Source organism: Streptomyces sp. NPDC048331 (genome assembly GCF_043201215.1).
GTDB lineage: Bacteria > Actinomycetota > Actinomycetes > Streptomycetales > Streptomycetaceae > Streptomyces.
In genome coordinates, this window is sequence record NZ_JBICYT010000065.1 from 1 (window position 1) to 26,808 (window position 26,808).

The 26,808-nt window shown below is 71.9% G+C and carries 19 protein-coding genes; 11 read left to right on the top strand and 8 right to left on the bottom strand.

What is annotated here, in order from left to right; genetic code table 11:
- Positions 1-128 precede the first annotated feature (128 nt).
- The 4 genes from ACGFYY_RS40320 to ACGFYY_RS40335 form a co-directional block, all read right to left on the bottom strand.
- Positions 129-1,871: a M16 family metallopeptidase gene (locus ACGFYY_RS40320; RefSeq protein ID WP_393717321.1), complete on the bottom strand. Its 1,743-nt coding sequence runs from the start codon at positions 1,869-1,871 to the stop codon at positions 129-131.
- A 15-nt stretch (positions 1,872-1,886) separates the two neighbouring features.
- Positions 1,887-2,855 carry a hypothetical protein gene (locus ACGFYY_RS40325; RefSeq protein ID WP_393717323.1) on the bottom strand — a complete coding sequence of 323 codons (969 nt, stop codon included), beginning with the start codon at positions 2,853-2,855 and terminating at the stop codon, positions 1,887-1,889.
- A 99-nt stretch (positions 2,856-2,954) separates the two neighbouring features.
- A complete protein-coding gene (locus tag ACGFYY_RS40330; protein ID WP_393717325.1) occupies positions 2,955-3,425 on the bottom strand; it encodes a hypothetical protein in 471 nt (156 codons plus the stop codon).
- 112 nt (positions 3,426-3,537) lie between these two features.
- Entirely contained in the window at positions 3,538-4,767 is a 1,230-nt protein-coding gene (locus ACGFYY_RS40335; RefSeq protein ID WP_365267235.1) for a nucleotide sugar dehydrogenase, read from the bottom strand.
- 230 nt (positions 4,768-4,997) lie between these two features.
- Between ACGFYY_RS40335 and ACGFYY_RS40340 the strand changes: the two genes are divergently transcribed.
- From ACGFYY_RS40340 to ACGFYY_RS40370, 7 genes are all read left to right on the top strand, one after another.
- On the top strand, positions 4,998-6,704 hold the full coding sequence (locus ACGFYY_RS40340) for a glycerol-3-phosphate dehydrogenase/oxidase (protein WP_393717327.1): 1,707 nt from the start codon (positions 4,998-5,000) through the stop codon (positions 6,702-6,704).
- 563 nt (positions 6,705-7,267) lie between these two features.
- Positions 7,268-9,391, top strand: a complete 2,124-nt coding sequence (locus ACGFYY_RS40345) for a serine/threonine-protein kinase (protein WP_393717329.1) — start codon at positions 7,268-7,270, stop codon at positions 9,389-9,391.
- A gap of 78 nt (positions 9,392-9,469) precedes the next feature.
- On the top strand, positions 9,470-12,034 hold the full coding sequence (locus tag ACGFYY_RS40350) for a protein kinase (protein WP_393717331.1): 2,565 nt from the start codon (positions 9,470-9,472) through the stop codon (positions 12,032-12,034).
- Between the two features lie 125 nt (positions 12,035-12,159).
- Entirely contained in the window at positions 12,160-13,806 is a 1,647-nt protein-coding gene (locus ACGFYY_RS40355) for a protein kinase (protein ID WP_393717333.1), read from the top strand.
- A gap of 103 nt (positions 13,807-13,909) precedes the next feature.
- Positions 13,910-15,541 (top strand): succinic semialdehyde dehydrogenase, encoded by a 1,632-nt coding sequence (locus tag ACGFYY_RS40360; RefSeq protein WP_393717335.1) that lies wholly within the window; start codon positions 13,910-13,912, stop codon positions 15,539-15,541.
- A gap of 11 nt (positions 15,542-15,552) precedes the next feature.
- The gene (locus tag ACGFYY_RS40365; RefSeq protein ID WP_393717337.1) at positions 15,553-17,370 is read left to right on the top strand and encodes a GMC oxidoreductase; all 1,818 of its coding nucleotides are present in this window, start codon (positions 15,553-15,555) and stop codon (positions 17,368-17,370) included.
- Between the two features lie 166 nt (positions 17,371-17,536).
- A complete protein-coding gene (locus ACGFYY_RS40370; protein WP_393717339.1) occupies positions 17,537-19,222 on the top strand; it encodes an LPXTG cell wall anchor domain-containing protein in 1,686 nt (561 codons plus the stop codon).
- Positions 19,223-19,490: 268 nt separating this feature from the next.
- On the opposite strand, the gene ACGFYY_RS40375 is transcribed toward ACGFYY_RS40370, so the two are convergent.
- A complete protein-coding gene (locus ACGFYY_RS40375; RefSeq protein ID WP_030763088.1) occupies positions 19,491-19,754 on the bottom strand; it encodes a chorismate mutase in 264 nt (87 codons plus the stop codon).
- A 293-nt stretch (positions 19,755-20,047) separates the two neighbouring features.
- On the opposite strand from ACGFYY_RS40375, the gene guaA reads away from it, so the two are divergent.
- The 4 genes from guaA to ACGFYY_RS40395 all read left to right on the top strand — a co-directional run bounded on the left by guaA (position 20,048) and on the right by ACGFYY_RS40395 (position 24,431).
- Positions 20,048-21,634, top strand: a complete 1,587-nt coding sequence (gene guaA, locus ACGFYY_RS40380; RefSeq protein WP_365267251.1) for a glutamine-hydrolyzing GMP synthase — start codon at positions 20,048-20,050, stop codon at positions 21,632-21,634.
- Positions 21,635-21,779: 145 nt separating this feature from the next.
- Positions 21,780-22,541: a class II aldolase/adducin family protein gene (locus tag ACGFYY_RS40385; protein ID WP_393717342.1), complete on the top strand. Its 762-nt coding sequence runs from the start codon at positions 21,780-21,782 to the stop codon at positions 22,539-22,541.
- A gap of 102 nt (positions 22,542-22,643) precedes the next feature.
- Complete coding sequence (locus ACGFYY_RS40390; RefSeq protein WP_365267255.1) at positions 22,644-23,900, top strand: hypothetical protein; 1,257 nt, start codon at positions 22,644-22,646, stop codon at positions 23,898-23,900.
- 18 nt (positions 23,901-23,918) lie between these two features.
- Complete coding sequence (locus ACGFYY_RS40395) at positions 23,919-24,431, top strand: DoxX family protein (RefSeq protein ID WP_393717345.1); 513 nt, start codon at positions 23,919-23,921, stop codon at positions 24,429-24,431.
- 9 nt (positions 24,432-24,440) lie between these two features.
- On the opposite strand, the gene ACGFYY_RS40400 is transcribed toward ACGFYY_RS40395, so the two are convergent.
- The 3 genes from ACGFYY_RS40400 to ACGFYY_RS40410 all read right to left on the bottom strand — a co-directional run bounded on the left by ACGFYY_RS40400 (position 24,441) and on the right by ACGFYY_RS40410 (position 26,800).
- Positions 24,441-24,911: an NUDIX domain-containing protein gene (locus ACGFYY_RS40400; protein ID WP_393717347.1), complete on the bottom strand. Its 471-nt coding sequence runs from the start codon at positions 24,909-24,911 to the stop codon at positions 24,441-24,443.
- Entirely contained in the window at positions 24,911-25,621 is a 711-nt protein-coding gene (locus tag ACGFYY_RS40405; RefSeq protein ID WP_393717349.1) for a helix-turn-helix domain-containing protein, read from the bottom strand. Before ACGFYY_RS40405 ends, ACGFYY_RS40400 begins: the two co-directional genes overlap by 1 nt.
- Positions 25,622-26,167: 546 nt before the next feature.
- Positions 26,168-26,800, bottom strand: a complete 633-nt coding sequence (locus tag ACGFYY_RS40410) for a recombinase family protein (protein ID WP_393717351.1) — start codon at positions 26,798-26,800, stop codon at positions 26,168-26,170.
- Between the last annotated feature and the right edge of the window lie 8 nt (positions 26,801-26,808).

Genomic DNA, 26,808 nt, shown 5'->3' on the forward strand with positions numbered 1-26,808 from the left:
GCCCCCCCTTGCCGCCCCGGGGGGGGGCCGCCCCGCCGGGCCACGCCCCCCCCCCCCCGGTGCCCCCGCCCCCCCCCCGGGGGGCCCCCCCCCCGGGGGGGGGGCCCGCCCCTCCGGCGTTCCGCGCGTCAGTTCTTGCCCTGGCGCCGGCGATTCAGACAGACGCCCCACGGGATCAGGAAGGCACCCGCGAGGAGCAGCCAGGTGAACAACTGCCGTGCGCTGTCCTCGGGTACGCGGTAGTGGTCGTCGCTCACGGCGAGGGTCATCAGGAGTACCGACCCGCCGATGAGCAGTCCGGGCAGGCCGAGCACCCACAGCAGCGCGGTGAACCAGACCGAGCGCACGGCGGGAGCGGCCGCCGGTCGGGGCTCGGCGGGCCGCGGGATGCGCGACGGCTCGCGGGGCGGCATCCTGACCACCACCGAGGCCGGGACGGCCGCGTCGATCGTCGCCAGTTCGGCCGGGGTGATGCGGTGGTAGAGGGTCGGCTCGACGGCCACGGTGAAACCGTCGTGGCCGATCAGGTGGCGGGCGCCGTCCGGGAAGACCTGCATCAGGGAGCATTCGGCGTACCGGACCGTGGCTCGCCGGCCCGGCGCGATCTGGCTGACGCCGTCCTCCGCCAGGCGCAGCAGACCGCCCGAGTCCGCCACCGCCGGGTGGCGCAGGCCGCCGACGACCTCCGCGGATTCGGCGGGCGCGGCCGCGAGCCCCGCCCAGTCCAGGCCGCGGCCGGGTACCTGCACCAGCGCGTCGGCCCACACGGCCTCGGCCACCTGGTGGAGGTCGCTCACGGTCACCGCCTCCAGCTCGGCCTTCGCCTCGGCGACGGTGAGGTCGGGGTGGCGCAGCAGCAGGTTCATGGCGTGCGCCGGCAGCTTGGCCGCGGCGAGCTCGGGCAGGTCGAACCGCGCCAGTGCGGAGGCCCGTACGGAGTCCAGGTCGGCCTGCTCGATCCGGCCCGCCCGCAGCTTCGCGAGGACGTCGACGAAGGCGCCGACCATCGCGTCCTGCTTCTGGGGGAGGGCGTCGGCGTAGGCGACGACGGTCGCGGAGTCGGTGTCGCGCGGCGTGTACTCGGCGGCGGCGGTGTAGGAGTAGCCGCCCTTCTGGCGCAGGGCGCGGAACAGTTCCTTGCCCAGCACGTCGGCGAAGAGGCTCGCCGCCGTGGACCGGGGCAGGACCGAGGTGAGCACGAGGGCGCCGTCCTCGCCGGGGAACCACGCGGGGGTGGTCGGCAGGGCGGAGGTGGCCTCGGGGGTCGGGTGCCACTCGCCGGTGGGGAGCGTGAGGTCGAGGCCCTCGGGAACCGTGTCACCGGTGATCCACAGGACGGCGTTCTCGGCCGTGAAACGGGTCCGCGCCCAGGCGCGGACATCGTCCGCCGTGATCCCGTGCAGGCCGAGTTCGGCGTAGCCGGCGAGCCCGAAGGAACGGGATCCGTAGCGCCACAGGGCCGAGGCCTGCACCGGGCCGGAGCCACTACCGGCGGCTTCGGTGCGCAGGATCTCCTTCTCGGTGTCCAGCCGGTCCATGGGGAGGTCGTGCAGGGCGGCGCAGACGCCGTTCAGGTACGCGACCACGTCGGCGGGCGTGCCGTGGACGTGGAAGTGGGTGTAGGTGAGCGCGGTGGCGCCGTTGTAGTGGAGGTCGCCCAGGCCGTGGTGGTGGAGGGCGAGGTGCTCGACCAGGTGGGTGATGCCGCTGGTGGCCAAGGTCTCGTCGGCGCGGCCCACGCGGAAGAGCAGGCCGGCGGTGAGCGGGCCGGAGCGGGGGGCGAGGACCGTGCGGATGCCGTTCACGACGGTGGTGGTGATCCCGTCGGCGTCGGTCGTCTTCGTGGTGGGTGCGGTGGTGTCGATGTCCATCTCCGTGGAATTCCCTCAGCCCTTGGCGAGGGCGGTCTTGCGATGGCGGACGAACGCTCTCTCGTGGTCGCCGTTCCCGAAGTAGCCGAACGGGAACACGCTGGCGTGGTCGCCGAGGGCCCGGAAGTGCGGGGCCGCCTCGGCGGGGCGGCCGGCGGCGCTGTGGGCGGCGGCGAAGGCGCTGTGGGCGTTGACGGCGTGGTGGGCGTCGGCGCGGAAGGCGGGGTGGAGCACGGACCGGGCGGCGGCGTCGCGCAGCCGGGCGTGGTTGTCGGGCGCGCGCAGATACGTTTCCGCAGCGCCGATGCCCTCCTTCTCCGACACCTCCAGGTACTGCTCCATCTGGGCCACGGCGGTCAGGGCCCCGCTCGGGCTGCCGGCCGGGGCGCGCTCCACGCACTCCTGGGCGAAACCGTGCACGGCCTCCCAGCTGCCGCCCCACTTGGGGCAGATCTGCTGGAGCAGCTGGGACTGGCCGCTGAAGTGGTGCGGGTGGTGCTCGGCGAGCCGGTCGTAGCGGCGGCGGGTCTCACCGAGGCCGAGCTGGAGCCCGCGCGAGGTGATGACCCGCAGGTACCAGGCGAGGGCGTACTCGGGATGCTCGGCGCAGATGTCGATGAGCAGGAGCTCGGCCCGCCGCAGGTAGGCGTGGAACTCGCCGAACTGCTGCTCCGACACGTGCTCGGCCCGGTGGCCCGAGCGGATGCCCCAGCCGGTCTGGATCAGCCGGTCGGCGAGCAGCGTCCGGGCGAGCGGATCACGGGGCAGCCGGTTCACGGTCTCCCGCAGGAAGTACTCCGTACCGGGGGTCTCCGCGACGGTCCGACAGGCGAGCGCCCGGTCGTCCTCGTCGGAGAGCGCGGCGAAGCCGGAGGTGATGGCGTCCCAGTCCTTGTTCCGTACGGCGGTGCGCAGCGCGGCGAGGGACGGGATGCGGTCGGCGGGTTCGAAAACGGGTCGACCGGGGGGAGGGAGAGCGGGCACGCGCGGATCATATGGCCGGAGCGGATCTTGTCGACAGGTACTTTCCGTCGGCTGCCTGTCCGGCGCGCCTGCTCAGCGCCTCGGCGGTCGGCCGGGGTGTCAGTTGGCCGCCTTGCGGGCCGTCTGGAAGGCGGCGTAGGCGCCGATCCCGTAGAAGAGGATCGAGATCGGGTCGAACGTGTCCAGGTAGGACTGGTGGACCTCAGCGATCTCGCTCGTGAGCAGCTCGGTCACCGTGAGGGGCCATTGCTCGGACATGGCGATCGCCTCGGCCAGGACGTATCCGGCGTACACACCGCCGAGCGTCAGTGCGGCGCTCAGGACCGGGAGAATCGGGTTGCGGCCGCCGAGGCGGACGGCGACGAGGGCGACGAGGAAGCCGACACCGGCCGCCAGGTAGCCGATCTGGAAGTTGATGGCACTCATGATGCCGCCGTACGCGGCACCGGCGGCCAGGGCGGTGACGGCCGCACCGGGGATCGCCAGGCCGATGTTGCCGCTGCGGGCCGGGGCCGGGGCGGGGGCCGCCGTGTAGGAGTCGGGCGCGGGCGGCGTGAAGTTCTGGCTCATGGAAGATCCCCCCAGGGATGCGCGCACCCCTGTCCAGGGGACGTAAGTGCGAGATAAGTGACGCCGCAGGCTAGCAGCGGCGTCGGACACCCGTGGGGGAATTTTTCGGAGGTCAGAGGCGGTGGGCCGCGCCCGCCGGGCTGGCGCCGCGAGTGTCCAGGAGCAGCTGGGCCTTCACCGCGAGCCCTTGCAGGTCGTAGGTGCGGTGGTGCTGGAGCAGGATGGTCAGGTCCGCGTTCGCGGCGGCCTCGTACAGCGACTCGGCCCGGGGGACAGGCCGGTCCCGGACCCGCCAGCCTGTGATGTACGGGTCGTGGTAGCTGATCAGCGCGCCCAGGTCGATCAGGCGGCTGGCGATCTCGCGGGCCGGGGAGCCCTCCTGGTCGGCCAGGTCGGGCTTGTAGGTGACGCCGAGGAGCAGGACGCGGGCCCCGCGGGCGGATTTGCCGTGCTCGTTCAGCAGGGTGGCCGAGCGCTGGATGACGTATTGCGGCATCCGGTTGTTGATCTCCTGCGCCAGTCCGACCATGCGCAGGGGGTGGCCGGGGGTGCGGGTGGTGTGGGGGAGGTAGTTCGGGTCGAGCGGGACGCCGTGGCCGCCGACGCCGGGACCGGGGCGGAAGGCCTGGAACCCGTACGGCTTGGTCTCGGCGCAGCGGATGACGTCCCACAGGTCGACGCCGAGGTCGTGGCAGAGCACCGCCATCTCGTTCATGAGGGCGATGTTGACGTGGCGGTAGTTCGTTTCGAGGAGCTGGACGGTCTCGGCCTCGCGCAGGCCACGGGCGCGGACGACCTTCTCGGTGAGGCGGGCGTAGAAGGCGTGCGCGGACTCGGTGCACGCCGGGGTGAGACCGCCGATCACCTTGGGGGTGTTGGAGATGCCGTGGGTGCGGTTGCCCGGGTCGAGCCGGCTGGGGGAGTAGGCCAGGTGGAAGTCCCGGCCCGCCCGCAGCCCGGAGCCGGCCTCGAGGATCGGGCGGAGGTAGTCCTCGGTGACGCCCGGGTGGGCGGCGGATTCGAGGATCACGGTGGTGTGGGGGCGCAGCCGGGCGGCGAGCGCACGGCCGGCCTCGCCGACGGCGGAGAGGTCCAGGGCGCGGTCCGCTCCGAGCTGGGTGGGGGCGCAGATGACGGCCGTGCGGACCCGGCCGAGCTCGGCGGGGTTGGTGGTGATCCGGAAGCCGGCCGCCGACATGCGGCGGATCTCGGCTGCGGTGAGGCTGGAGTCCGTGACCGGACCGCTGTCGTAGCCGACCGTCTCGATTCCGGCGGCTACGGCCGCCTGGGCGAGTGGGAGGCCGAGATGGCCGAGTCCGATGACGGCGAGATCTGCGGGCATGGGGGTGCCGTCCCTTCCCTGACTTGAGGGGGCTGCCGCGCAAGTTCTCCGGGGCACAGGGGAGCTGGCGCAATGTCAGACTAGGCGTATATATGACAGATATGTCGCATTCTGGGGTGAACGCCACCGTTGTGTTGTCCACAGGCGGTGGCTGATGCGGGTGCGGGCGGTCAGAATCGTGGAACGGGGCATGTGAGCGGGATCTCATCCGCACCCAACGGGAGGCAGCCGTGAGGACAGCGACACTGGGGCCGGCGCAGCGGGCCGAGGCCCTCGGCCGGATGGCCGAGCGGGAACTGGACGTGCTGGTGGTGGGCGCGGGCGTGGTGGGCGCCGGAACCGCGCTCGACGCCGTGACGCGCGGCCTGGCGACCGGCCTGGTGGAGGCCCGGGACTGGGCCTCCGGCACCTCCAGCCGCTCCAGCAAGCTGATCCACGGCGGCCTGCGGTATCTGGAGATGCTCGACTTCGCCCTCGTGCGCGAGGCACTGAAGGAGCGCGGCCTGCTCCTGGAGCGTCTCGCCCCGCACCTGGTGAAGCCCGTGCCCTTCCTGTACCCGTTGCAGCACCGGGGCTGGGAGCGGCTCTACGCGGGCTCGGGCGTCGCGCTGTACGACGCGATGTCGGTCTCCAGCGGCCACGGGCGTGGTCTGCCGGTGCACCGGCACCTGTCGCGGGGGCGGGCGCTGCGGGTGGCACCGGCGCTCCGCAAGGACGCGCTGGTGGGGGCCCTGCAGTACTACGACGCCCAGATGGACGACGCGCGCTACGTCGCCACGCTCGTGCGGACGGCCGCCGCGTACGGGGCGCACTGCGCCAATCGGGCGAGGGTCGTCGGCTTCCTGCGTGAGGGTGAACGGGTGGTCGGCGCGCGGGTGCGTGACGTGGAGGGCGGAGGCGAGTACGAGATCCGCGCGAAGCAGGTCGTGAACGCGACGGGGGTGTGGACGGACGACACCCAGGCGCTGATCGGGGAGCGCGGCCAGTTCCACGTGCGGGCCTCGAAGGGCATCCATCTGGTCGTACCGAAGGACCGGATCCATTCGAGCACCGGGCTGATCCTGCGGACCGAGAAGTCGGTGCTGTTCGTCATCCCGTGGGGCCGACACTGGATCGTGGGGACCACGGACACCGACTGGGACCTGGACAAGGCGCACCCGGCGGCGTCCAGCGCGGACATCGACTACCTGCTGGAGCACGTGAACTCGGTGCTGGCCGTGCCGCTCACGCGTGACGACGTCCAGGGCGTGTACGCGGGCCTGCGGCCGCTGCTGGCCGGGGAGTCGGACGCGACGAGCATGCTGTCGCGCGAGCACACGGTGGCGCATCCGGTGCCGGGGCTGGTGGTCGTCGCGGGCGGCAAGTACACGACGTACCGGGTCATGGCGAAGGACGCGGTCGACGAGGCCGTGCACGGCTTGGACCAGCGCGTGGCCGAATGCGTGACGGAGGACGTGCCGCTGGTGGGGGCGGAGGGATACCGGGCGCTGTGGAACGCGCGGGCGCGGATCGCGGCCCGGACGGGGCTTCATGTGGTGCGGGTGGAGCACCTGTTGAACCGCTTCGGGTCGCTGACGGAGGAACTGCTGGACCTGATGGCCGCCGACCCGGGACTGCGTGAACCGGTGTCCGGGGCGGACGACTACCTGCGGGCGGAAATCGTGTACGCGGCCTCGCACGAGGGAGCCCGGCACCTGGACGACGTACTGACGCGGCGGACCCGGATCTCCATCGAGACCTTCGACCGGGGGACGCGTTCGGCGCGGGAATGCGCGGAGTTGATGGCGCCGGTCCTGGGGTGGGACAAGCAGCAGATCGAGAAGGAAGTCGAGCACTACGAGAAGCGGGTCCAGGCGGAGCGGGAATCGCAGCGCCAGCCGGACGACCAGGCGGCGGACGCGGCGCGGCTGGGGGCGCCTGACATCGTTCCGTTGTAACTCCGGGATGCGGAGGGGGGAACCGTAGACCCGGGGCGCCCGTCCGTTGCGGAGTGAGGAAGAATGAGGGTTCTGCCGGGGCGGGTTATCGCGAGCCCCGGCCGCCGGGTCGCTCAGCCGCTGGGGCAGGCGGAGCAGCGGCACGATCGCAGAGGGGACGCATGTCGAAGCCGGAGCACACCGAGTCGCCTGCGGCGAAGCCTGACAGTGCGAAGTCTGCGGCTGGTGCCGTGCCTTCGGATGCGCCTGACGGTTCGCCCGCCGAGTCGCCTGCCGAGTCGCCTGCGGCGAAGCCCGGGGGTGCGAACGGGGCGGCTGCGAAGCCGGGGCTGCGCAAGGACGTGCCCGCGCCGGCGGCGGAGGCTGTGCCTGACGGTTCGCCTGCCGAGTCGCCTGCGGCGAAGGCCGGGGGTGCGAACGGGGCGGCTGCGAAGCCGGGGCTGCGCAAGGACGTGCCCGCGCCCGCGGCGAAGCCGGCGGCGGAGGCTGTGCCTGACGGTTCGCCTGCCGAGTCGCCTGCGGCGAAGGCCGGGGGTGCCGAGCCTGCGGTCGACGCCGCGCCGGTGGCGGAGGTCGAGGACGCGAAGCCGGAGCTGTCCAAGGACGTGCCCACGCCCGATGCGAAGGCGGGTGCCGCGAAGGCCGGGCCGCGCAAGGACGTACCCGTCGCCAAGGCGGGGGGCGAGGTGGTCAATCCCGTCGTCGAGAAGGCCGATGCCATGGCCGCCGCCGTCAAGGCCGCCGCGGCCAAGGCCGCCCAGGGCGGGCAGGACGAGGGACGGCTGCTGGCCGGGCGGTACCGGCTGGGGGCCGTGCTCGGCAAGGGCGGGATGGGTACCGTCTGGCGGGCCCAGGACGAGACCCTGGGCCGGACCGTCGCCGTCAAGGAGCTCCGCTTCAGCACCGGGGTCGACGAGGACGAGAAGCGACGCCTCATCACCCGCACCCTCCGCGAGGCCAAAGCCATCGCCCGGATCCGCAGCGGCGGCGCCGTCACCGTCTACGACGTCGTCGACGAGGACGGCCGGCCGTGGATCGTCATGGAGCTCATCGAGGGCCCCTCGCTCGCCGAGTTCATACGTGAGAACGGCCCCCTCACCCCGCACCGCGCCGCCGAGGTCGGCCTCGCGGTGCTCGACGTGCTGCGCGCCGCGCACGGCCAGGGCATCCTGCACCGCGACGTGAAGCCGTCCAACGTACTCATCGCCGGCAACGGTCGAGTCGTCCTCACCGACTTCGGCATCGCCCAGGTCGAGGGCGACCCCTCCGTCACCTCCACCGGCATGCTCGTCGGCGCGCCCTCCTACATCTCCCCCGAGCGCGCCCGTGGCCACAAGCCCGGCCCGCCCGCCGACATGTGGTCGCTCGGAGGTCTGCTGTACGCCTCCGTCGAGGGAGTGCCCCCGTACGACAAGGGGTCCGCGCTCGCCACCCTCACCGCGGTGATGACCGAGCCGGTGGACCCGCCGAAGAACGCCGGCCCGCTGGCCGAGGTCATCTACGGCCTGCTCGCCAAGGACCCGACCCACCGGCTCGACGACGCCCGCACCCGGGCGATGCTGAACGCCGTCCTCGCGGCGCCCGTGCCCGTGCCCGCCCCCGTGGTGGCTCCGGCGGCCGAGGAGACCCGGCAGATCTCGCTGGCCGACGCCAAGGAAGCCGTGGAGAAGGCCGCCGCGGACAAGGCGGAGAAGGCGGCCGAGCGCGCCGCGAAGAAGGAACGCGAGCGGCGCGAGCGCGAGCAGCGCGAACGTGCGCGTGCCGCGCTGAAGGCCGCCCGCAAGGCGGCGACGGCCGCGGCCGCCACCACGGCCGTCACCGCCGCGGAGCCGCCGACGTCCAAGCCGTCCCCCGTCAAGGCCCCGCTCACGGACGTCATGCAGCGTCGCACCCTGGTGCTCGCGGCGGTGGCCCTGGTCGTGGTGCTGGCCGTCGTCGGCTCCCTCATCGCCTACGCCTTCGGCGACGACGACAAGAAGACCAAGGACCAGAGCAAGGGCGGCAACGGCAAGCCCACTCCGGCGGCTTCGGCCCCGAAGGACCCCGGCAACAACAACGGCAGCGGCGGATCCGGGGAGACCTCCCCGAAGCCCTCGGGGAACACCGGCGAGACCGGCGGCAGCGCCAACGGCAGTGCGGGAACGGGGACGGACGCCGGCGCCGGCGGGCAGCAGCCCCCGAACGCGAGCCAGGGTCAGGGCGCCACGTCCGGCGGCGCGGGCGGCGCGGTCCCGGCGGGCTTCGCCCTGGTGCAGGACTTCGGCTTCCACTTCTCGATGGCGATGCCCGAGGGCTTCAAGAAGACGGCCACCGCGGGCGAGAACTCCGGCGGCATATACAGCCGTGACGGCGGATTCCCGCGGATCCAGGTCGACTACACCGGCAAGCCCGGCGACGACGCGCGCCTCGCCTGGCTCAAGGCGGTCCCCGGAGTGGCGAGCGACAGCAAGGGATACCGGCAGATCCGCATCGACGTGGTCGACTACCGGGGCTACCCGACGGTCGCCGACTGGGAGTTCGAGCGGGAGCAGAAGGGCATCAAGGTCCGTGTGCTCAACCGCGGGTTCAAGCTGGACGCGACGCACGGCTACGCCATCATGATCAGCTGCGCCGCCGACCAGTGGGACGCCCCCGAGTGCACCCAGATGCGTAACGTCGCCTTCGAGACCTTCCAGCCGCTCGGCTGACCTCGGGACGCGGGCGGCCCTGGCGACGTATCGTGTCGGAGGGGCCATGGGGAGCCCGCCGCACTCGGGGGAGGCGATGTGGAGGAGTACGCGGGCCGGATCCTGGCCGGCCGCTACCGCCTGCCCCTGCCGCCGTCCGACGAGTACGAACTGGTAGAGACCCGCGCCTTCGACACACGCAGCGGGCAGGAAGTCCTGGTACGGCAGGTGCCGTTGCCGGAGGTCGTGGACGCCGAGCTGCTGGACGGGCCCCGGGCCGTCCCGGCCGCGCGCCGCTCGCCCGCCGATCTGCCGGCCGTGCGCCGCGCCATCGAGGCGGCACAGGCGGCGGCTTCGATCCCGGACCATCCCCGGCTGGACCAGGTCTTCGACGTGTTCGCCGAGGGCGACTCGCTGTGGATAGTGAGTGAACTGGTCCCGGCCAGGCCGCTGGCCGCGCTGATAGCCGATGAACCGCTGAGCCCCTACCGGGCCGCCGAGGTGGCGTCGGACGTGCTGACCGCGCTGCGGGTGCTGCACGCGCACGGCTGGACGCACCGGAACATCACCGTCCGGACGGTGTTGGTGTGCGAGGACGGTCGCGTCGTGCTGACGGGCCTCGCGGCGGGCGCGGCGGAGGAGGCCCTGTGCGGGTACGACCCCGTCCCGAGCGCGGAGGACACCGGTGGCGGAGCGGGGTGGGGTACCGCCCCCGCCCCCAACCCGGTCCCGGCCCCCGTCCCGTCCTCGCCCCCTGTCTCCCTTCCCGCGTCCGTCCCGCCCCCGCGTCCCGCCCCGACGCCGCCTCCCGCGCCGGACCCGTTCCCGGACCCGTTCCCGGACCCGTTCCCGGACCCGTTCCCGGGCCCGGCAGCCTCCGGACCGGTGGAGGTCACGTACGCGCCGCTCGTGGCCCCCGGTTACGACACCGGACCGCGGTACACCGACCACATCACCCCCGATCGCCCGCAGGACGGCCCCGAGCTCCAGGCTGCCGCGCGGGCCGGCGTCGTCGCCGCCTACCGGGCCGGGCAGCGGGCGGCCGCCGCCCGGGTGATCGAGGAGCGCAGGGCCGAGACGGCCGGCGAGGTCGAGTCCGGCGGCGCACCGGAGCGCCGGCCCGAGGGGTCGACCCTCCCGCGGGGGTACTCGTACCCGTACGGCGGCCCGGCCCCCGAAGCCGCTCCCTGGCACGGCGCGACCCCCCGCCGGGCGGAGCTGCCCGCGGCTGCTCCCGAACCGGAGCCGGACCCCGAACCGGAGCCGGACCCCGAGCCCCTGCCGCCCTACCCCGCACACCGGCAGCACCCCGACCCGGCACAGGCACAGGCACAGGCAGACGCACAGGCACAGGCACAGCCCGAGCGTCCCCCCTTGCCCGCCCGACTCGCCCTGCCCCAGGGCTACCGGCAGGCCGAGGTACCGGCCCAGGCCGCCATCGACCAGCCGCAGCCCACCGGCGTCGGCCGCTCCGGCCCCCGGACCGGCCTGGACGCCGAACGCGCTCGGCTGACCCGGATGGCCGTCGTCGGCGCCGTCACCGAGCGGTGGGCCCCCGAGCAGGCCGGCCCCGTGCACGGGCATTGGCAGCTCGCCGCCCCCGTCGGTCCCGCCACCGACCTGTGGGCGCTCGGCGCGCTGCTCTACCGCGCCGTCCAGGGGCATGCCCCGTACCCGGAGGACAGCGTCGCCGAGCTGGTCGAGATGGTCTGCGCGGAGCCGCCCGCCTTCGCCGAGGAATGCGGGGCGCTGCGTCCGGTCGTGGAGTCGCTGCTGCGCCAGGACCCCACCGAGCGGCCCGACTTCGAGGAGCTGCGCGGCTGGTTGCGCTCGCTGGTACGGTCCGCGCCCGAGCCGGACGCCGGCATCGGGACGCTCCCGATGCCAGAGCCGGATCCGGCGCGGCTGCCCGTCGTACGCCGCCGTGGCGAGGTCCACGGGCGGCACCGCAACCCCGCGGCCCCCCGCAAGCCGCGCGCCCTCGGCCGCGTCCTGCTCGTCGGGATCCTGGCCCTGCTCGCCGGCGGGGTGGCGTACGCGATGCTGTTCCTGCCGCGGGCCGCCGACCAGGAGCCCGCGGGGGACGCCCGGGGCAGCACTTCGCAGCCGCCGGCGAAGCCGAGCGCCTCCCAGGTCCCTTCCGCCGCGCCCGAGTCCAAGCCCGCCCCGCAGACGACCGCGCCCGCCGAATCGCCGGCCGCCCCGGCCCCCGCCCCGGCCGGTTACACCACGCAGCAGGACCCGGAGCACTTCGAGATCGCCGTGCCCAACGGCTGGGAACGTCGCGGAATCAATGAGTCCGGTCAGATCCGGTACACCGACGGGCAGTTCGTGCTGACCGTCGTCCCCGGCCGCGACAAGGTCCAGGGCAATCCGGACCCGGCGGCGTACCAGAAGGACAAGGAACCGGAACTGACCCCGTACCGGACCTCCACCTGGTCCACCGTCGGCGACGTGAAGACCACCAAGGTGGGTCAGCAACTGCGGGCGACGGGCCGGTACACGTGGATCGACGGGACCGGCCGCAACGTCTTCGCCCGCAACTACGTCGTGGCGCTCGGCGGCAGTTACCACGTCGTCCTCGTCACCGGTCCGGAGGACGAACAGAGCAAGGTCACCGAAGTCTTCGAAAAGGCCACGGCGAGTTACAAGGCGGGTGGTTGAGCGGATACTGACGACTGATCAGTACGGCGATTGCGTCACAGTGCCGTCTTTCGGCGCCCGGGCGGTTCCGGCAGCCCCTCCGGGCTCCGTAATCTGGCCTGAAGTGCAGAGAGCGGCGGGATTTCGTGGAACAGCAGACAGGTGGGGGCGACGTGCTGGCGGGCCGGTACCGGCTCGTCGAGCCGATCGGCCGGGGCGGCATGGGCAAGGTGTGGCGCGCGCATGACGAGCTGCTCCACAGGACCGTCGCCGTCAAGGAACTGACGGCGGGTCTGTACGTGGCCCAGGCGGACCGGGACGTCATGCACGCCCGGACGCAGAAGGAGGCCCGGGCCGCGGCCCGGATCCAGCACCCGGCGGTCGTCACCGTCCACGACGTCCTGGAACACGACGACCGGCCGTGGATCGTCATGGAGTACATCGACGGACCCTCCCTCGCGGACGCGGCCAAGGCCGCCGGGCGGATCGAGCCCCGCGAGGCCGCCCGGATCGGGCTGCACGTGCTGGGCGCGCTGCGCGCCGCGCACGCGGTCGGCGTACTGCACCGCGACGTGAAGCCGGGCAACGTGCTGCTGGCCAAGGACGGCCGGGTGCTGCTCACGGACTTCGGGATCGCCGCGATCGAGGGCGATTCGTCCATCACGCGCACCGGCGAGATCGTGGGATCCATCGACTACCTGGCCCCGGAGCGCGTCACCGGTGGCGTCCCCGACCCGTCCTCGGACCTGTGGTCGCTCGGCGCCACGCTCTACACGGCGGTGGAGGCCCGTTCCCCGTTCCGCCGCACCTCACCCATCTCCAGCCTGCAGGCCGTGGTCAACGACGAGCCGCCGGCGCTGCGCCAGGCCGGGGCGCTCGGACCGATCATCACCGCCCTGCTGCGCAAGGACCCGACGGAGCGCCCCTCGGCCGCGGAGGCCGAGCGGATGCTGCTGGAGGCGATGGAGGGCCGGGAGCCGAAGGCCGCGCAGGCGTACGTGCCCACGCGAGCGGTGACCTCGGAGGAACTCGCCCCGGTGCAGGAGCCGGCCGAGGCGCCGGTACCGCAGGGCGAGGCCGCGCGGACGACCGCGCTGCCGGAGCAGCCCCTGCCCGGGCCGCCGACCGCCGGCGGGTCGTCCGCCGACCAGGGCGGCGGCTGGGTCAAGCGCGCCGTGGTGGTGGGCCTGGTGGCGGCGCTGCTCGGTGGCGGTGGCGTGTTCGGTGTTCTCAAGTACACGGGGGACACGGGCAAGGACGGTGACCCGGACAAGGTCGCGAGCTCGACGGGCGGACAGTCCGGCGACGACGGGAAGCGGCAGGCGGCGGCCCCGCCGGCCGGCTACCAGAAGGTCACCGACCCCCTCGCCGGGTTCACCCTGTTCGTCCCGGAGGGGTGGACGCGGAAGGCGAACGGCGACCAGATCGACTACACCCCGGACGACGGCAAGCACTTCGTCCGGATCGCCGCCGACTCCACCCCGGACTACAGGGACCCGCTCGCGCACCTGCTCGACCTGGAGACGCAGGTGGCGAAGCGGACCGACTACAAGAAGGTGCGGCTGAACCAGAACACCTTCCGGGACAGCACCCGGGCCGCGCTCTGGGACTTCACCTGGACGGAGAAGCAGAACCACCCGGGTCCCCGCCGGGCCAAGGAGCAGATGTACATCGCCCCGGACGGCACGGAGTACGCGATCTACATGTCGAGCCCCGTCGCGACCTGGGCCACGACCGAGCAGCAGTTCGACGTCGTGCTCAGCGGCTGGGAGCCGCCCGCCAAGAAGCCCTGACAGGCACCGATCCGGGCATCCTGCCAGCGATCGCTGGCGGAAATGACAAAATCCGGTTACCGGCGGGTACCCAAAGGCTGTCGGGCGCAATACGCTCACCGGCATGACGGACTCGCAGGCCCCCGCCGCCCCCCTCCGGACCGCACCGGAGCCCACCAACCCGGTCGCCCCGGCCCCGGCCGGTGCCCGCACCGCCGCCGATGTGGTGACCCCCGACCTGGTCGCCCGGCTGACCCGCGGAGTGATCGGATCCGGCCGCACCGCCAACCACACCCCCTTCACCGGGGACCGGCTGGCGGAGCTCCCGGAGGCCACCCCCGAGGACGTGGCCGAGGCCTTCGACCGGGCCCGCGCCGCCCAGCCCGCCTGGGCGGCCGTCCCCGTGCGCAAGCGCGCGGCGGTCCTGCTGCGCTTCCACGACCTGGTCCTCGCCCGCCAGGCCGAGATCCTCGACCTGATCCAGCTGGAGACCGGCAAGGCCCGTCTGCACGCCCACGAGGAGGTCCAGGCGGTCGCCGTCTCGGCCCGCCACTACGGCCGCAAGGCCCCCTGGTACCTGCGCCCCAAGGGCCACACCGGCGCCATGCCCACCCTCACGAAGGTCACCGAGCTGCGCCAGCCGCGCGGCGTCGTCGGCCAGATCGCCCCCTGGAACTACCCCCTCGAACTGTCGGTCGGCGACGCCCTGCCCGCCTTCGTCTCCGGCAACGCGCTGGTCATGAAGCCCGACACCGAGACCGCGCTGACCGCCCTGTGGGCCCGCGACCTGCTGATCGAGGCCGGACTGCCCGCCGAGGTGTTCCAGATCGTGCTCGGCGAGGGCCCCGTCGTCGGACCCGAGGTGGTCCGGCACGCGGACTACGTCTCCTTCACCGGCTCCACCCGCACCGGCCGCGAGGTCGCCCGGGGCGCGGCCGATCGCCTCGTCGGGGTCTCCCTCGAACTCGGCGGCAAGAACGCCATGCTCGTGCTGCACGACGCCGACATCGAGAAGGCCGCCGCCGGCGCCGTCCGCGCCTGCTTCTCCTCCGCCGGACAGCTCTGCATCTCCATCGAGCGGCTCTACGTCCACGCCTCCGTCGCCGACGCCTTCGTCGAGCGGTTCGCCGCCCGTACGAAGGCCATGCGGCTCGGCGCCTCCCTCGCGTACGGCGCCGACATGGGCTCGCTGGTCGGCGAGCGCCAGCTGGAGACCGTACAGCGGCACGTGGACGAAGCCGTGGCCAAGGGCGCCACCCTCGTCGCCGGCGGCACCGCCCGCCCCGACATCGGCCCGCTCTTCTACGAGCCCACCATCCTCGACGGCGTCGAGGCCCCCATGGCGGTGTGCGGCGAGGAGACCTTCGGCCCGGTCGTCTCGATCTACCGCTTCACCGACGAGGACCGGGCGATCGACGAGGCCAACGCCACCGCCTACGGCCTGAACTCCAGCGTCTGGACCAAGGACTCCCGCCGGGGCCACGCCGTCGCCGCCCGCCTGCGCACCGGCACCGTCAACATCAACGAGGGCTACGCCCCCGCCTACGGCAGCGCCCAGGCGCCCATGGGCGGCATGAAGGACTCCGGCCTCGGCCGCCGGCACGGCTCCGAGGGCATCCTCAAGTACACCGAGGCCCAGACCGTCGCCCACCAGCGGCTGCTCCCGATGGCACCCTCCCTGGGCATGGACGACGAGAAGTACGCGGCGTTCATGACCCGCAGCCTCCGGGTCATGAAGGCCCTCCGACTCCGCTAAGGGGCAGCACCGTGTCTGAGTCTGAGTCTGATTCTGAGTCGTACGACTACGACGTCCTCGTCATCGGTTCGGGCTTCGGCGGATCGGTCTCGGCGCTGCGCCTGACCGAGAAGGGCTACCGGGTCGGCGTCCTGGAGGCCGGTCGCCGCTTCACCCGCGAGAGCCTGCCGAAGAACAGCTGGGACCTGCGCAACTACCTGTGGGCCCCGGCCCTCGGGCTGTACGGGATCCAGCGGATCCACCTGCTCGGCAACGTGATGGTGCTCGCGGGCGCCGGCGTCGGCGGCGGCTCCCTCAACTACGCCAACACCCTGTACGTGCCGCCCACCGCCTTCTTCGAGGACCGGCAGTGGGCCTCCATCACCGATTGGCGGGACGAGCTCGCCCCCTACTACGAGCAGGCCAAGCGCATGCTCGGGGTGCGTCTCAACCCGACCATGACCCCCTCGGACGTCCACCTCAAGGCGGCCGCCGAGAAGATGGGCGTCGCGGACACCTTCCACATGGCCCCGGTCGGCGTCTTCTTCGGGGACGGCGACGACGCGGACGGGCAGCCGAAGGTCCGCCCCGGGGACGAGGTCCCCGACCCGTACTTCGGCGGCGCGGGCCCCGCCCGCAAGGCCTGCACGGAGTGCGGCGAGTGCATGACCGGCTGCCGGCACGGCGCGAAGAACACCCTGAACGAGAACTACCTGCACCTCGCCGAACGCGCCGGCGCCGTCATCCACCCGATGACCACGGTCACCGCTCTCTCCGACCACCCCGAGGGCGGTTACCGCGTCCGCACCGTCCCCACCGACGGCCGCCGGCGGGGCCGGGCGAAGGTGCTGCGCGCCCGGTACGTGGTCGTCGCGGCGGGCACCTACGGCACGCAGACCCTGCTGCACACGATGAAGGACCGTGGCGAGCTGCCCGGGATCTCGCCGCGCCTCGGCGACCTGACCCGGACCAACTCGGAGGGCATCATCGGCGCCCAGACCGACGACCGCCGCTACCGCAAACTGCACGGAGGCGACCGCCGGGCCGACTTCACCCGAGGCGTGGCCATCACCTCCTCCGTGCACCCCAACGCCGACACCCACATCGAGCCCGTCCGCTACGGCAAGGGCTCCAACGCCATGGGGTTCATGACCGTCCTCCAGGTCCCGCACAGCGCGCACCGGGTCCGGGCCTGGCTCGGCCGGACCGTGCGGCACCCGGTGCAGCTGGCCCGTTCGCTGTCCAACCGGCGCTGGTCGGAGCGGACCATCATCGGCCTGGTCATGCAGTCGCTGGACAACTCGCTGACCACGTACCGCAAGCCCGGCGGGATCGGGAAGGGGCTGCTCACCGCCCGCCAGGGCCACGGCGCCCCGAACCCGGTCCAGATCGCGGAGGCCACGCAGGCCGCGACCCTGCTGGCCGAGGAGATCAACGGTTTCCCGGGCAGCAACATCGGCGAGCTGATGGGGACCCCGCTGACCGCGCACTTCCTGGGTGGCTGCCCGATCGGCGCCTCGCCCGAGGAGGGGGTGGTGGACCCGTACCACCGGCTCTACGGGCACCCGGGTATCTCGGTGGTGGACGGCGCGGCCGTCTCCGCGAACCTCGGGGTGAACCCGTCGCTGACGATCACCGCGCAGGCGGAACGGGCGATGTCGTACTGGCCGAACAGGGGGGAGCGGGACCCGCGGCCCGAGCAGGGATCCGCGTACGTGCGCCTGGACGCGGTGGAGCCGGTCCGTCCGGCGGTTCCCAAGGAGGCCTTCGGCGCGCTGCGGCTGCCGTTCATGGCGGTCCCCGAGGTTCCGCCGCGCCAGCCGGTGAGTGATCCGGAGCCGACGATGTGACAGCGGTGGGTACCGCGCTCCCCCTCCGAGCGCGGTACCCACCGCGGTACATACGTGACAGATGTTCAGCCTTGATGGTTGTACCGGAATCCGCGGTACCGAGCTGTGGTGTCGATCACACAGTGGAGTATGCAACTGCGACTGATGTTCGACAGTCAACCGCTGCATGAGAAAGCGCATCTCGTTGCTGGCCGCCGGCGCCCTCGTGGCGCTGGGAGCGGCCATCACTCCCGCACACGCCGCGGACCCCGTCTTCACCCTGGCCGGACCGGCCGGGATCGGTCTGCGGCCGCACCCCGGGCAGAGCGGTGAACCGCACACGACCTCGGTGGAGTTCCGGATCGTCAACGACTCCACGAAGACCTTCGACCGCCCGAGCACCTTCACGATCGATCTGCGCGCCCTCAAGGGCGTCGCCGACGTGGCGCTCGCCAAGGGCCGGGACGCGGACTGCAAGCTCGCGGCCGAGGCCGTGACCTGCAAGCGTTGGGGGCTGTGGACGGGCGAGAGCAGCGTCGTGAAGCTGGACCTCAGCGCCGCCGAGGGCAGCAAGGTCGGCGCGACCGCGGACCTGACGCTCACCGGCACGGCGGAGGGCGCCACCTTCGAGGCCGCCACCACCAAGGTGCGCGTCGGCGGCCCCGACCTGGTGCTGGAGCGGGCCAGGCTGAAGGCGGAGCAGAAGCCGGGCGACCGGCAGAACCTGTCGATCATCTTCGCCAACGAGGGCACCGACCCCGTCGACGGCGTGGTGCTCGAGATGCGCACCACGCACGGCATCGACCTGGTCGAGCAGTACGACAACTGCTCCTCCTCCGAGGACAGCACGGCGGGCCGACCCTGGAACCAGGGCTGGAGCACGGTGCGGTGCCTGCTGGAAGGCGAGTACGAGCCGGGCGCGCTCTACGGCGTCGACGGCCCGCTCACCCTCAAGGCCGCCCCGCACGCCTTCATGGACGGCCTGACCTACGCGGTGTACGCGGCCGGCGATCAGCCGAAGCAGCCGAAGGAGCAGCGGCAGGCGGCGAAGAACCGCGCGTTCGCGGCCGGCCACAAGCTGGCCGCGGCGAAGCAGGCCCCCAAGGCCACGGCCCGGTCCGCCCCGCAGGCGACCGACCTCGACCCCCGGAACAACATCCAGGAGTTCGACTTCGCGACGCGCAACACCGCCGACCTGGTGGCCACGGGCCTCTCCCTCAAGGGCAAGGTCGGCGAGACGGTCGACGCGGCCCTCGGCTTCCGCAACGACGGCCCCGCGTGGGTCGCCCACCTGCGCTCCGACGAGGCCGTCGCCCGCACCGACATCGTCATCCCGGCGGGCGCGAGGGTCACGAGGGTCCCGGCCGGCTGCAAGGGCGTCAACGCCGACGGCACCCACCGCGAGCAGGCCCTGGGCGCGCCGCGCTACTTCTGCTCCACCGGCCACGTCGTGGGGGAGAAGGAGACGTTCGCCTACCCGTTCCAGCTGAAGATCGAGAAGGTCGTGGTCGATGCCAAGGGCTCGATCACGGTCGGCCGGTGGACGCCGGAGGGCACCACGGGCCAGCGCTGGGACCCGAACCGCACCAACGACACGGCGGCCTTCGTGATCAACGCGAAGGACGGCGGACCGGCCCCGACCCCGACCACCTCCACCTCGGCCTCCCCGACCCCGGCCCCGACCGGCTCCGCGACGCCCACCGCGACCGCGACGCCGAGCGCCTCGGCCACCGGTACGGGTGTCACGGCGGGCGGCGGCCTCGCCTCCACCGGTAGCTCCACCCAGGTCGTCGCGCTCGGCGGCGCGGTGCTGCTGGCCGTCGGCGGCGGGCTGTTCCTGGCGTTCCGCCGCAAGGCGGGCGGGCACGCGTAACGGCGTACGCGCGCGCGACCACGCAGAACGGCCGGCCCGGGGCGTCCCCAGGGCCGGCCGTCCTTTACGGGGTGACCGGGCTGCTGTCCCCTGCCGTCCGGTCACGCGAAGGAGCGAGGTCCCACGACGCACGCTCCACGGGGCGTGCGTCTCATCGCTCCAGCGGATCCACGCGTGGTGTTGCGGTTCCGCGGCTGGCTGACGCGGACACCCTCACCAACGAAGGGCCCCGGGGCCGGTCACGGTCCGGACGGGTGACGAACAGCCGTCACACGCGCCCCCGGCACAGCTCCAGCAAGGTCATGGCGAGGGCGGTGCCGGGCTTCCCGAGCGCATCGCTCCAGTGCGAGAGCACCTCCATCTCGCGCGACAGGTGCACCCGGCGCCCACCGGACGCGATCCGGGCGTCCTGGATGACCGTCGAGACGGCCATCCGCTCCTGGATCAGCCCGATGATCCGGTCGTCGAGGGCGTCGATGCGCGTACGGGAGTCGGCGATCAGCTGCTCGGGGGTGGTGGTGATCGTGGTCATGGTCTCTCCTGATGGTCTGTGCCGACAGGAGCGGAAACGCGAAGCGCCCCGGTCCTGTCGGACCGGGGCGCTTCGGGAAGTCAGTGGCTCAAGCGAGCATCACGAGGACCCATGGCGACCGGACCGACCGGTGCCATAGGTAAAGAGGAAGCTCAGCTGCTTGCGCATGGAACGGATTATTACCTCCTGCCGACCCCGGGGCCAACCCGCATTCGGATGGTGAGACGAAGAGGGCCTGGCGTCCCCCGTTAGAATCGACAAAACAGCCACCTCTTCCGCCGGAAGGCCGCCCCGTGCCAGAAGCACCCTCCGCCGCCCACGACAGCGCCCCGGACACGGTTCTCGTCGTCGACTTCGGCGCCCAGTACGCCCAGCTCATCGCCCGCCGCGTCCGCGAGGCACGGGTCTACAGCGAGATCGTGCCGAGCTCGATGCCCGTCGACGAGATGCTGGCCAAGAACCCGAAGGCGATCATCCTCTCCGGCGGTCCGTCCTCCGTGTACGAGGAGGGTGCCCCCCAGCTCGACCGCGCGATCTTCGAAGCCGGCGTCCCCGTCTTCGGCATGTGCTACGGCTTCCAGCTGATGGCCGTCACCCTCGGTGGACAGGTCGACAACACCGGCGCCCGCGAGTACGGCCGCACCCCGCTGGCCGTCTCCAAGTCCGGCTCCACCCTCTTCGAGGGCACCCCCGACAACCAGTCGGTGTGGATGTCCCACGGCGACGCCTGCTCCGCCGCCCCCGAGGGCTTCACCGTCACCGCCTCGACGAACGTCGTCCCGGTCGCGGCCTTCGAGAACGACGAGAAGAAGCTGTACGGCGTGCAGTACCACCCCGAGGTGATGCACTCCACGCACGGCCAGCAGATCCTGGAGCACTTCCTCTACCGCGGCGCCGGCCTGGCCCCCACCTGGACCACCGGCAACATCGTCGAGGAGCAGATCGCCGCGATCCGCGAGCAGGTCGGCGACAAGCGCGCCATCTGCGGCCTCTCCGGCGGCGTGGACTCCGCGGTCGCCGCGGCCCTCGTGCAGAAGGCCATCGGCTCGCAGCTGACCTGCGTCTACGTCGACCACGGCCTGATGCGCAAGGGCGAGACCGAGCAGGTCGAGAAGGACTTCGTCGCCGCGACCGGCGTGCAGCTGAAGGTCGTCGACGCGCAGGAGCGCTTCCTGACCGCGCTGGCCGGCGTCTCCGACCCGGAGACCAAGCGGAAGATCATCGGCCGCGAGTTCATCCGCGTCTTCGAGCAGGCCCAGCTGGAGATCCTCCAGGAGGACGGCCCCGCGGTCGCCTTCCTCGTGCAGGGCACCCTGTACCCGGACGTCGTCGAGTCCGGCGGCGGCACCGGCACCGCCAACATCAAGTCGCACCACAACGTCGGCGGCCTCCCCGACGACATCGAGTTCGAGCTCGTCGAGCCGCTGCGCCAGCTGTTCAAGGACGAGGTCCGGATGGTCGGCCAGGAGCTCGGCCTGCCCGACGAGATCGTCCAGCGCCAGCCCTTCCCGGGCCCCGGCCTCGGCATCCGCATCGTCGGCGAGGTCACCAAGGAGCGCCTGGACCTGCTCCGCGAGGCCGACGCCATCGCCCGCCACGAGCTCACCGCGGCCGGCCTGGACCGCGAGATCTGGCAGTGCCCGGTCGTCCTGCTCGCGGACGTCCGCAGCGTCGGCGTCCAGGGCGACGGCCGCACCTACGGCCACCCGATCGTGCTGCGCCCCGTCTCCTCCGAGGACGCGATGACCGCGGACTGGACCCGCATGCCGTACGAGGTCCTCGCCCGGATCTCGACCCGCATCACCAACGAGGTGCCGGAGGTGAACCGGGTGGTCCTCGACTGCACGAGCAAGCCCCCGGGCACCATCGAGTGGGAGTAGTCCCACCCGGTCCCACCCGGTCCCACCCGGATCACCGTGAAGCCGCCGCCCCGCACCCGCGGGCGGCGGCTTCGCCGTTCCTCTGGCCTGTTGGCAGGGGCCCCGGTACCTTGCGCGGCGAGCCGAGCCGTTCGAAGGAGCGCCCATGCCGGACCAGCCCGTACCCGTGCCCGTGGAACGGCTGGGTTTCGAGATGCCGCCCGTGCACGACACCGCCGAAGCGGCACGCGCCCACCGCAAGGAGCGGCTCGCCGAGGCGCTGCGGCTGCTGGGGCGCCTCGGACACGAGGACGGGGTGGCGGGGCAGATCACCGCACGGGACCCGGAGTTCGAGGACTGCTACTGGGTGAACCCCTTCGGCCGGGCCTTCGCCGCGCTCACCGCCGACGACCTGCTGCTGGTCGACGGGGACGGACGGGTGGTCACGGGCGGCCGCCGGGTCAACCAGCTGGCCTTCGCCGTGCACGCGGCCGTCCACCGCCGGCGCCCCGAGGTGGTCGCCGTGGTGCGCGCGCAGGGTCCGTACGGACGGGCCCTGGCCGCACTGGGCGAGCTGCTGGCCCCGCTCACCGAGGAGGCCTGCGCCTTCTACGAGGACCACGCGCTCCTCGACGAGTACTCCGGGGCCGACGAGCCGGAACGGACCGCGCTCGCGCTGGGCCCGTACAAGGCGCTGGTCCTGCGCAACCGGGGGCTGCTGACGGTGGGGGACTCCGTGGACGCCGCCGTCTGGTGGTTCATCGAGGCGGAACGGGCCGCGCAGGTGCAGCTGATCGCCCGGGCCGCGGGGAAACCGGTGCCCATCGACCACCGGGCCGCGGTGCTGACGCGCGAGCGGTTCGGGTCCGATCTGGCCGCCTGGGTGAGCTACCAGCCCCTCAGAGAGCTGGTGGCGTCAACATCATGAACCGTTAATCACCTGCTCTGACATCGTGCGCAATCCGGAGCACTGTCGCAGTGGTGCACAATTCGCTGGCATTGCACCGAAGTTCAGAGAGGCGGCACGTACGTGGCTGTCCAAGAGATGTCCCGAGGTACCCATACCAGCGCCTGCGCCTGCGACGAGTGCGCCCGCGAGGGCCACCGCCGCGCGGTCGTGGCGTTCCTGGAGAAGCGCGACGAGTTCGCCTCCGGGCAGGGCGTGCCGGCCGCCGTGGCCCACTCGCTCGGCGCCTCCCGTCAGTGGGTCTCCGACGAGCTGACCCTGTCCGCCCGCACCGTCGCCGACCGGGGCCGGGAGGCCGGCAACTCCTGGCTGTACCTGTTCTCGCGGCGGGCCGTCCTCGCCGTCTGGATCGCCGCCGGGGTCCTGCTGCTGGTCCAGGTCGCCGCCGCGCTCGGCACCGGCTGGTCCACGGCGCGCACCGCCGGGCTGCTGGCCGCCCTGGTGCTGGCCGGACTGCTCACGGTCGCGGCGCGCGCCCAGTCCGTGCGGGGCGGGCTGCTGGCCCCGCTGGTCGGCGAGGACAACCGGCTGTCCACCTCGAAGGCGGTGCCCAGCGCCTGGGTGGTGCTGACGGCCTTCGCCACGCTGCTGCCCGCGCTGCGGCTGGCCACCTCGGCGCCCGGACCCGAACGGCAGGCGCTGTACGCGGGCCTCGCGCTGGACCGGGCGCTGCCGCTGCTCGCGGTGGTCTCGCTGACCTCGGCCGTCGCGGTGCTGGTGCGCCGGGTCGTCTCCGTACGGATCATGGGCCAGCGGCTGCAGAAGCTGCCGGCCGACCGGCCGCGCGGGGCGGACCTGCTGACGGACGACGCGGGCCGCGGGAGCTTCCCGGACGCGCAGTACGTGCTCGTCTCGACGGTGGTGCTCGCCTACGCGGCGGCCTCGCTGGCGCGCTTCCCCACCCGGCTGCCGCAGCTGCCCTGGGCCTTGGCCCTGCTGGTGGCACTGTCGGCCGCAGTGTACCTGGCGGCGAAGTACGCGGAGGGCAGCCGACCGCTGGTGCTGTCGGTGGTGCGCAGACGGGAGCCCGGGGACCTGGACGCGGCCGTCCGTCCCGGGGACGACATCGAGATCCGGGGCGTGGGCTTCGTGCCGCCCGGGGCGCAGACACCCGAGATGTTGGCCCGTCTGGTGGTACGGATCGGGGCGGTGCACGTGCACGTGCCGCTGGTCCCCGTGGCGGGCGGATTCACCAATCCCTCCGACGCCGTGCTGACCGTGCCGGTCCCGGCGGAGGTGGAGCCGGGGCGCGTCGAGATCCAGGTGGTCACCGCCGCCGGGGTGGAATCCAACCGCTGCACCATCGATGTTGCCGAGTGATCGGGGTACACATGTCCCGTGAACCGAACCGATGTTCTTGAAACCGACGCCCCCCGCACCGCGGTAGGCCTGCGTGAGCTGGCCTCCCGGCACGCGCTGCTGCCCCTGCGGCTCTTCCTCGGCGTGACCTTCGTGTACGCGGGGATCGACAAACTGACCGACCCGGCGTTCCTCTCCGCCACCGGCGACGGATCCATCGGCGACCTGATGCGCGGGGTGCGCGACACCTCCGCGATCCCCGCCCTGGTGGACATGGCCCTGCACTCGCCCGTCGGCTTCGCCGTGGCCCTGGCCATCGGGGAGATCCTGGTCGGGCTCGGCGCCCTGGTCGGCCTGCTGACCCGTATCGCGGCCGTCGGCGGAGCGCTGATCGCGCTCAGCCTGTGGCTCACGGTGTCCTGGGCGGTGACCCCGTACTACTACGGCAACGACCTCCCGTACATGTTTTGCTGGGTCCCTCTCATCCTGGCCGGCGCACCCTACTGGTCACTGGATGCCCTGATCAGGCGCAGGCGGAGGGCGACCACCTGAGGGACGGAGCTACCCGAGGTAGGGGGTATCCCGGTCCTCCAGGAAGTGAGTCAGCCTCAGCCGTTGTGTGTGGTGCATGTCCAGGGAGCCGAGATCTCCAGGGTCCACCCAGCGGAGTTCCAGGGACTCGTCCGAGACGGTCAGGGTCCCGCCCACCAAGCGGGCCCGGAAGCACACGTTGAACTGTCGGCGTACCTCTCCGTCGGTGTACGCGATCACGTGCCGGGGGTCGGTGTACGTCCCGACGAGCCCAGTGATCTCTACGTCCAGGCCGGTCTCTTCCTTGACCTCTCGGACGGCCGTTCCGGGCAGGCTGTCGGCCATCTCCATGCCGCCGCCCGGCAAGGCCCACAGGCCACTGTCCGAGCGCTTCTGAAGCAGGATGCGGCCCTTGTCGTCGGTGACCACGGCAGAGGCCGCTACGACCATACTGTTGGGCTCTGGGGTGTCCGGATCATCGAAATACTCAGTGCGTGCCACTATCTGACCTCCTGGGCCGTTGCCCAGACGGCATCGAAGCTCTCGGCGTAGGTGTCGAACATGGACCCGCTCTCATGACGTCGCAGGTGCCACACCGGCGCACCGTAGGCGTTCACGCCCCACACGTGGGCATTGACCAGGGCTTGGTCGTCAGCCCTGTAGATCGAGTTGTAGAGCGTCGTTCCATGGGTCCTGATCTCCACGCCGGCGATGTCGACAAGCGACCGGTAGTGAAGCAGGGCCAGCCGGCACCGTGACTCAATGCCGTGCCCGAACCTCTCCTCCTGGCCCCGGAGCTGAACGTTTTGTGAGTCAGCGTCACCCAGGCAGATGCGCACTTGGCATCCGGCCTCGGCCCTTTCCCTGAGTAGGTCATTGAGCCGGGGATACGCCTCATGCAGGAAGACGGCCGCATAGACCAGGACATCGACCCGCTCCTGAGCTGACGACAGAAGGTCGACGAACACTGATACGGGGAGGTCTGCCCGCTGCTCGTAGAGGGCCACCAGTTCGGGACTCACAGCCCTGGCCGACCGAGCTTGCCTCAACGCGGGCCACAGTGCGTGTATGTCCTCTCCCAAGGCCTCGGCTGCCTTCATCGCGGTTGCCCTCCGGGGCACCCTCCCGAGGTTCACCCATCGCTCAACGCTCTTCGGATCGACTCCCGATGCCTCAGCGAGAGTTGAGTGTGTCCAGCCCCTGGAAGCCATCGTCGCCCGTAGACGCTCATTGCCAGCCATAGGGACGTTCTACCCCCATCAGGACGTCCCAAAGTGGAGAATGTGCGAGGTTCCCCCGTCCTGGCTGTCGGCCGGACCATGAAGCCTCTCGGCGAGGGAGAGCAGAGGGCCGGACGTGGTGATCCATGCAGCAGCAGATACAGATGCAAGCCAGTGGGAGTACGTGACCTATGCGCCCAGGGGTGAGACGTGCCCAGCTTGCTTGAGGCAGATCAAGCCCCTTGAGCGGGTACGTCGTGGCCGCTTCGAGCGTCAGCCTGGCGCCCCCATCGTGGTCTATCGCCACTACGAGAAGTGCTCGGCGTGATTACGGCGCGAGATATCGGCTCCAGGGTGAAGGATGCGGCCGGACGGATCGGCATCCTGCGTGACGTCATCCCTGACTATGAGGACCCAGCGGAACCTCCGCAGGAGCGCCGCAAACAGTCTGTGGCCTTTCTGGCGCCCGAGCATGGGGGTCGTGAGTGGCTGGTCCCTCCCCGGGCGGTCGAGCGGGTTGACGCCTGCGAGCCTGCCTCAGGTGCTATCACCGAGGTACCGATACAGGGTGGCCCTTGAGACTCCAAGGGCCTTGGCGATGGCGCTGACGCTCTCCCCCTTGCCCTTCCGTGCCTTGGCCGCCGTGAGCATGTCGTCAGTGATGACTGTGGGACGTCCGCCGGTTCGTCCCTGGGCCTTGGCCGCTTCCAGCCCGGCCTTGGTGCGCTCCCGGATGAGAGAACGCTCGAACTCCGCCATGGCTCCGATCACTTGGAGCATCAGACGGCCGTCCGGAGTGTTCGGGTCGATGTTGGCCAGTGCGCCAGTCAGCACCTTGAAGCCGATGCCTCGTTCTGCGAGCCCGTCCACCATTGCCACCAGGTCGATGAGGGACCGCGCGAAGCGGTCCAGCTTCCACACGCAGAGCGAGTCACCGCTCCCGAGGTAGTCCAAGGCTGCCTTGAGTTCCGGCCGCTCTGCGGTCTTCCCTGACGCCTTGTCGATGAAGGTCCGAGAGCATCCCGCAGCTTCCAACGCATCGAGCTGTAGCTGTGCCTCCTGGGCATCGGTCGAGACCTTGGCGTTAGCTCTGCGGTTTGAGTGTGTCTCGTGAGGGTGAAGTTCTGTCCCTCGTACGAGTGTTAGCTCTTGCTCTGTCTCGTGTCTCACTCCAGGTT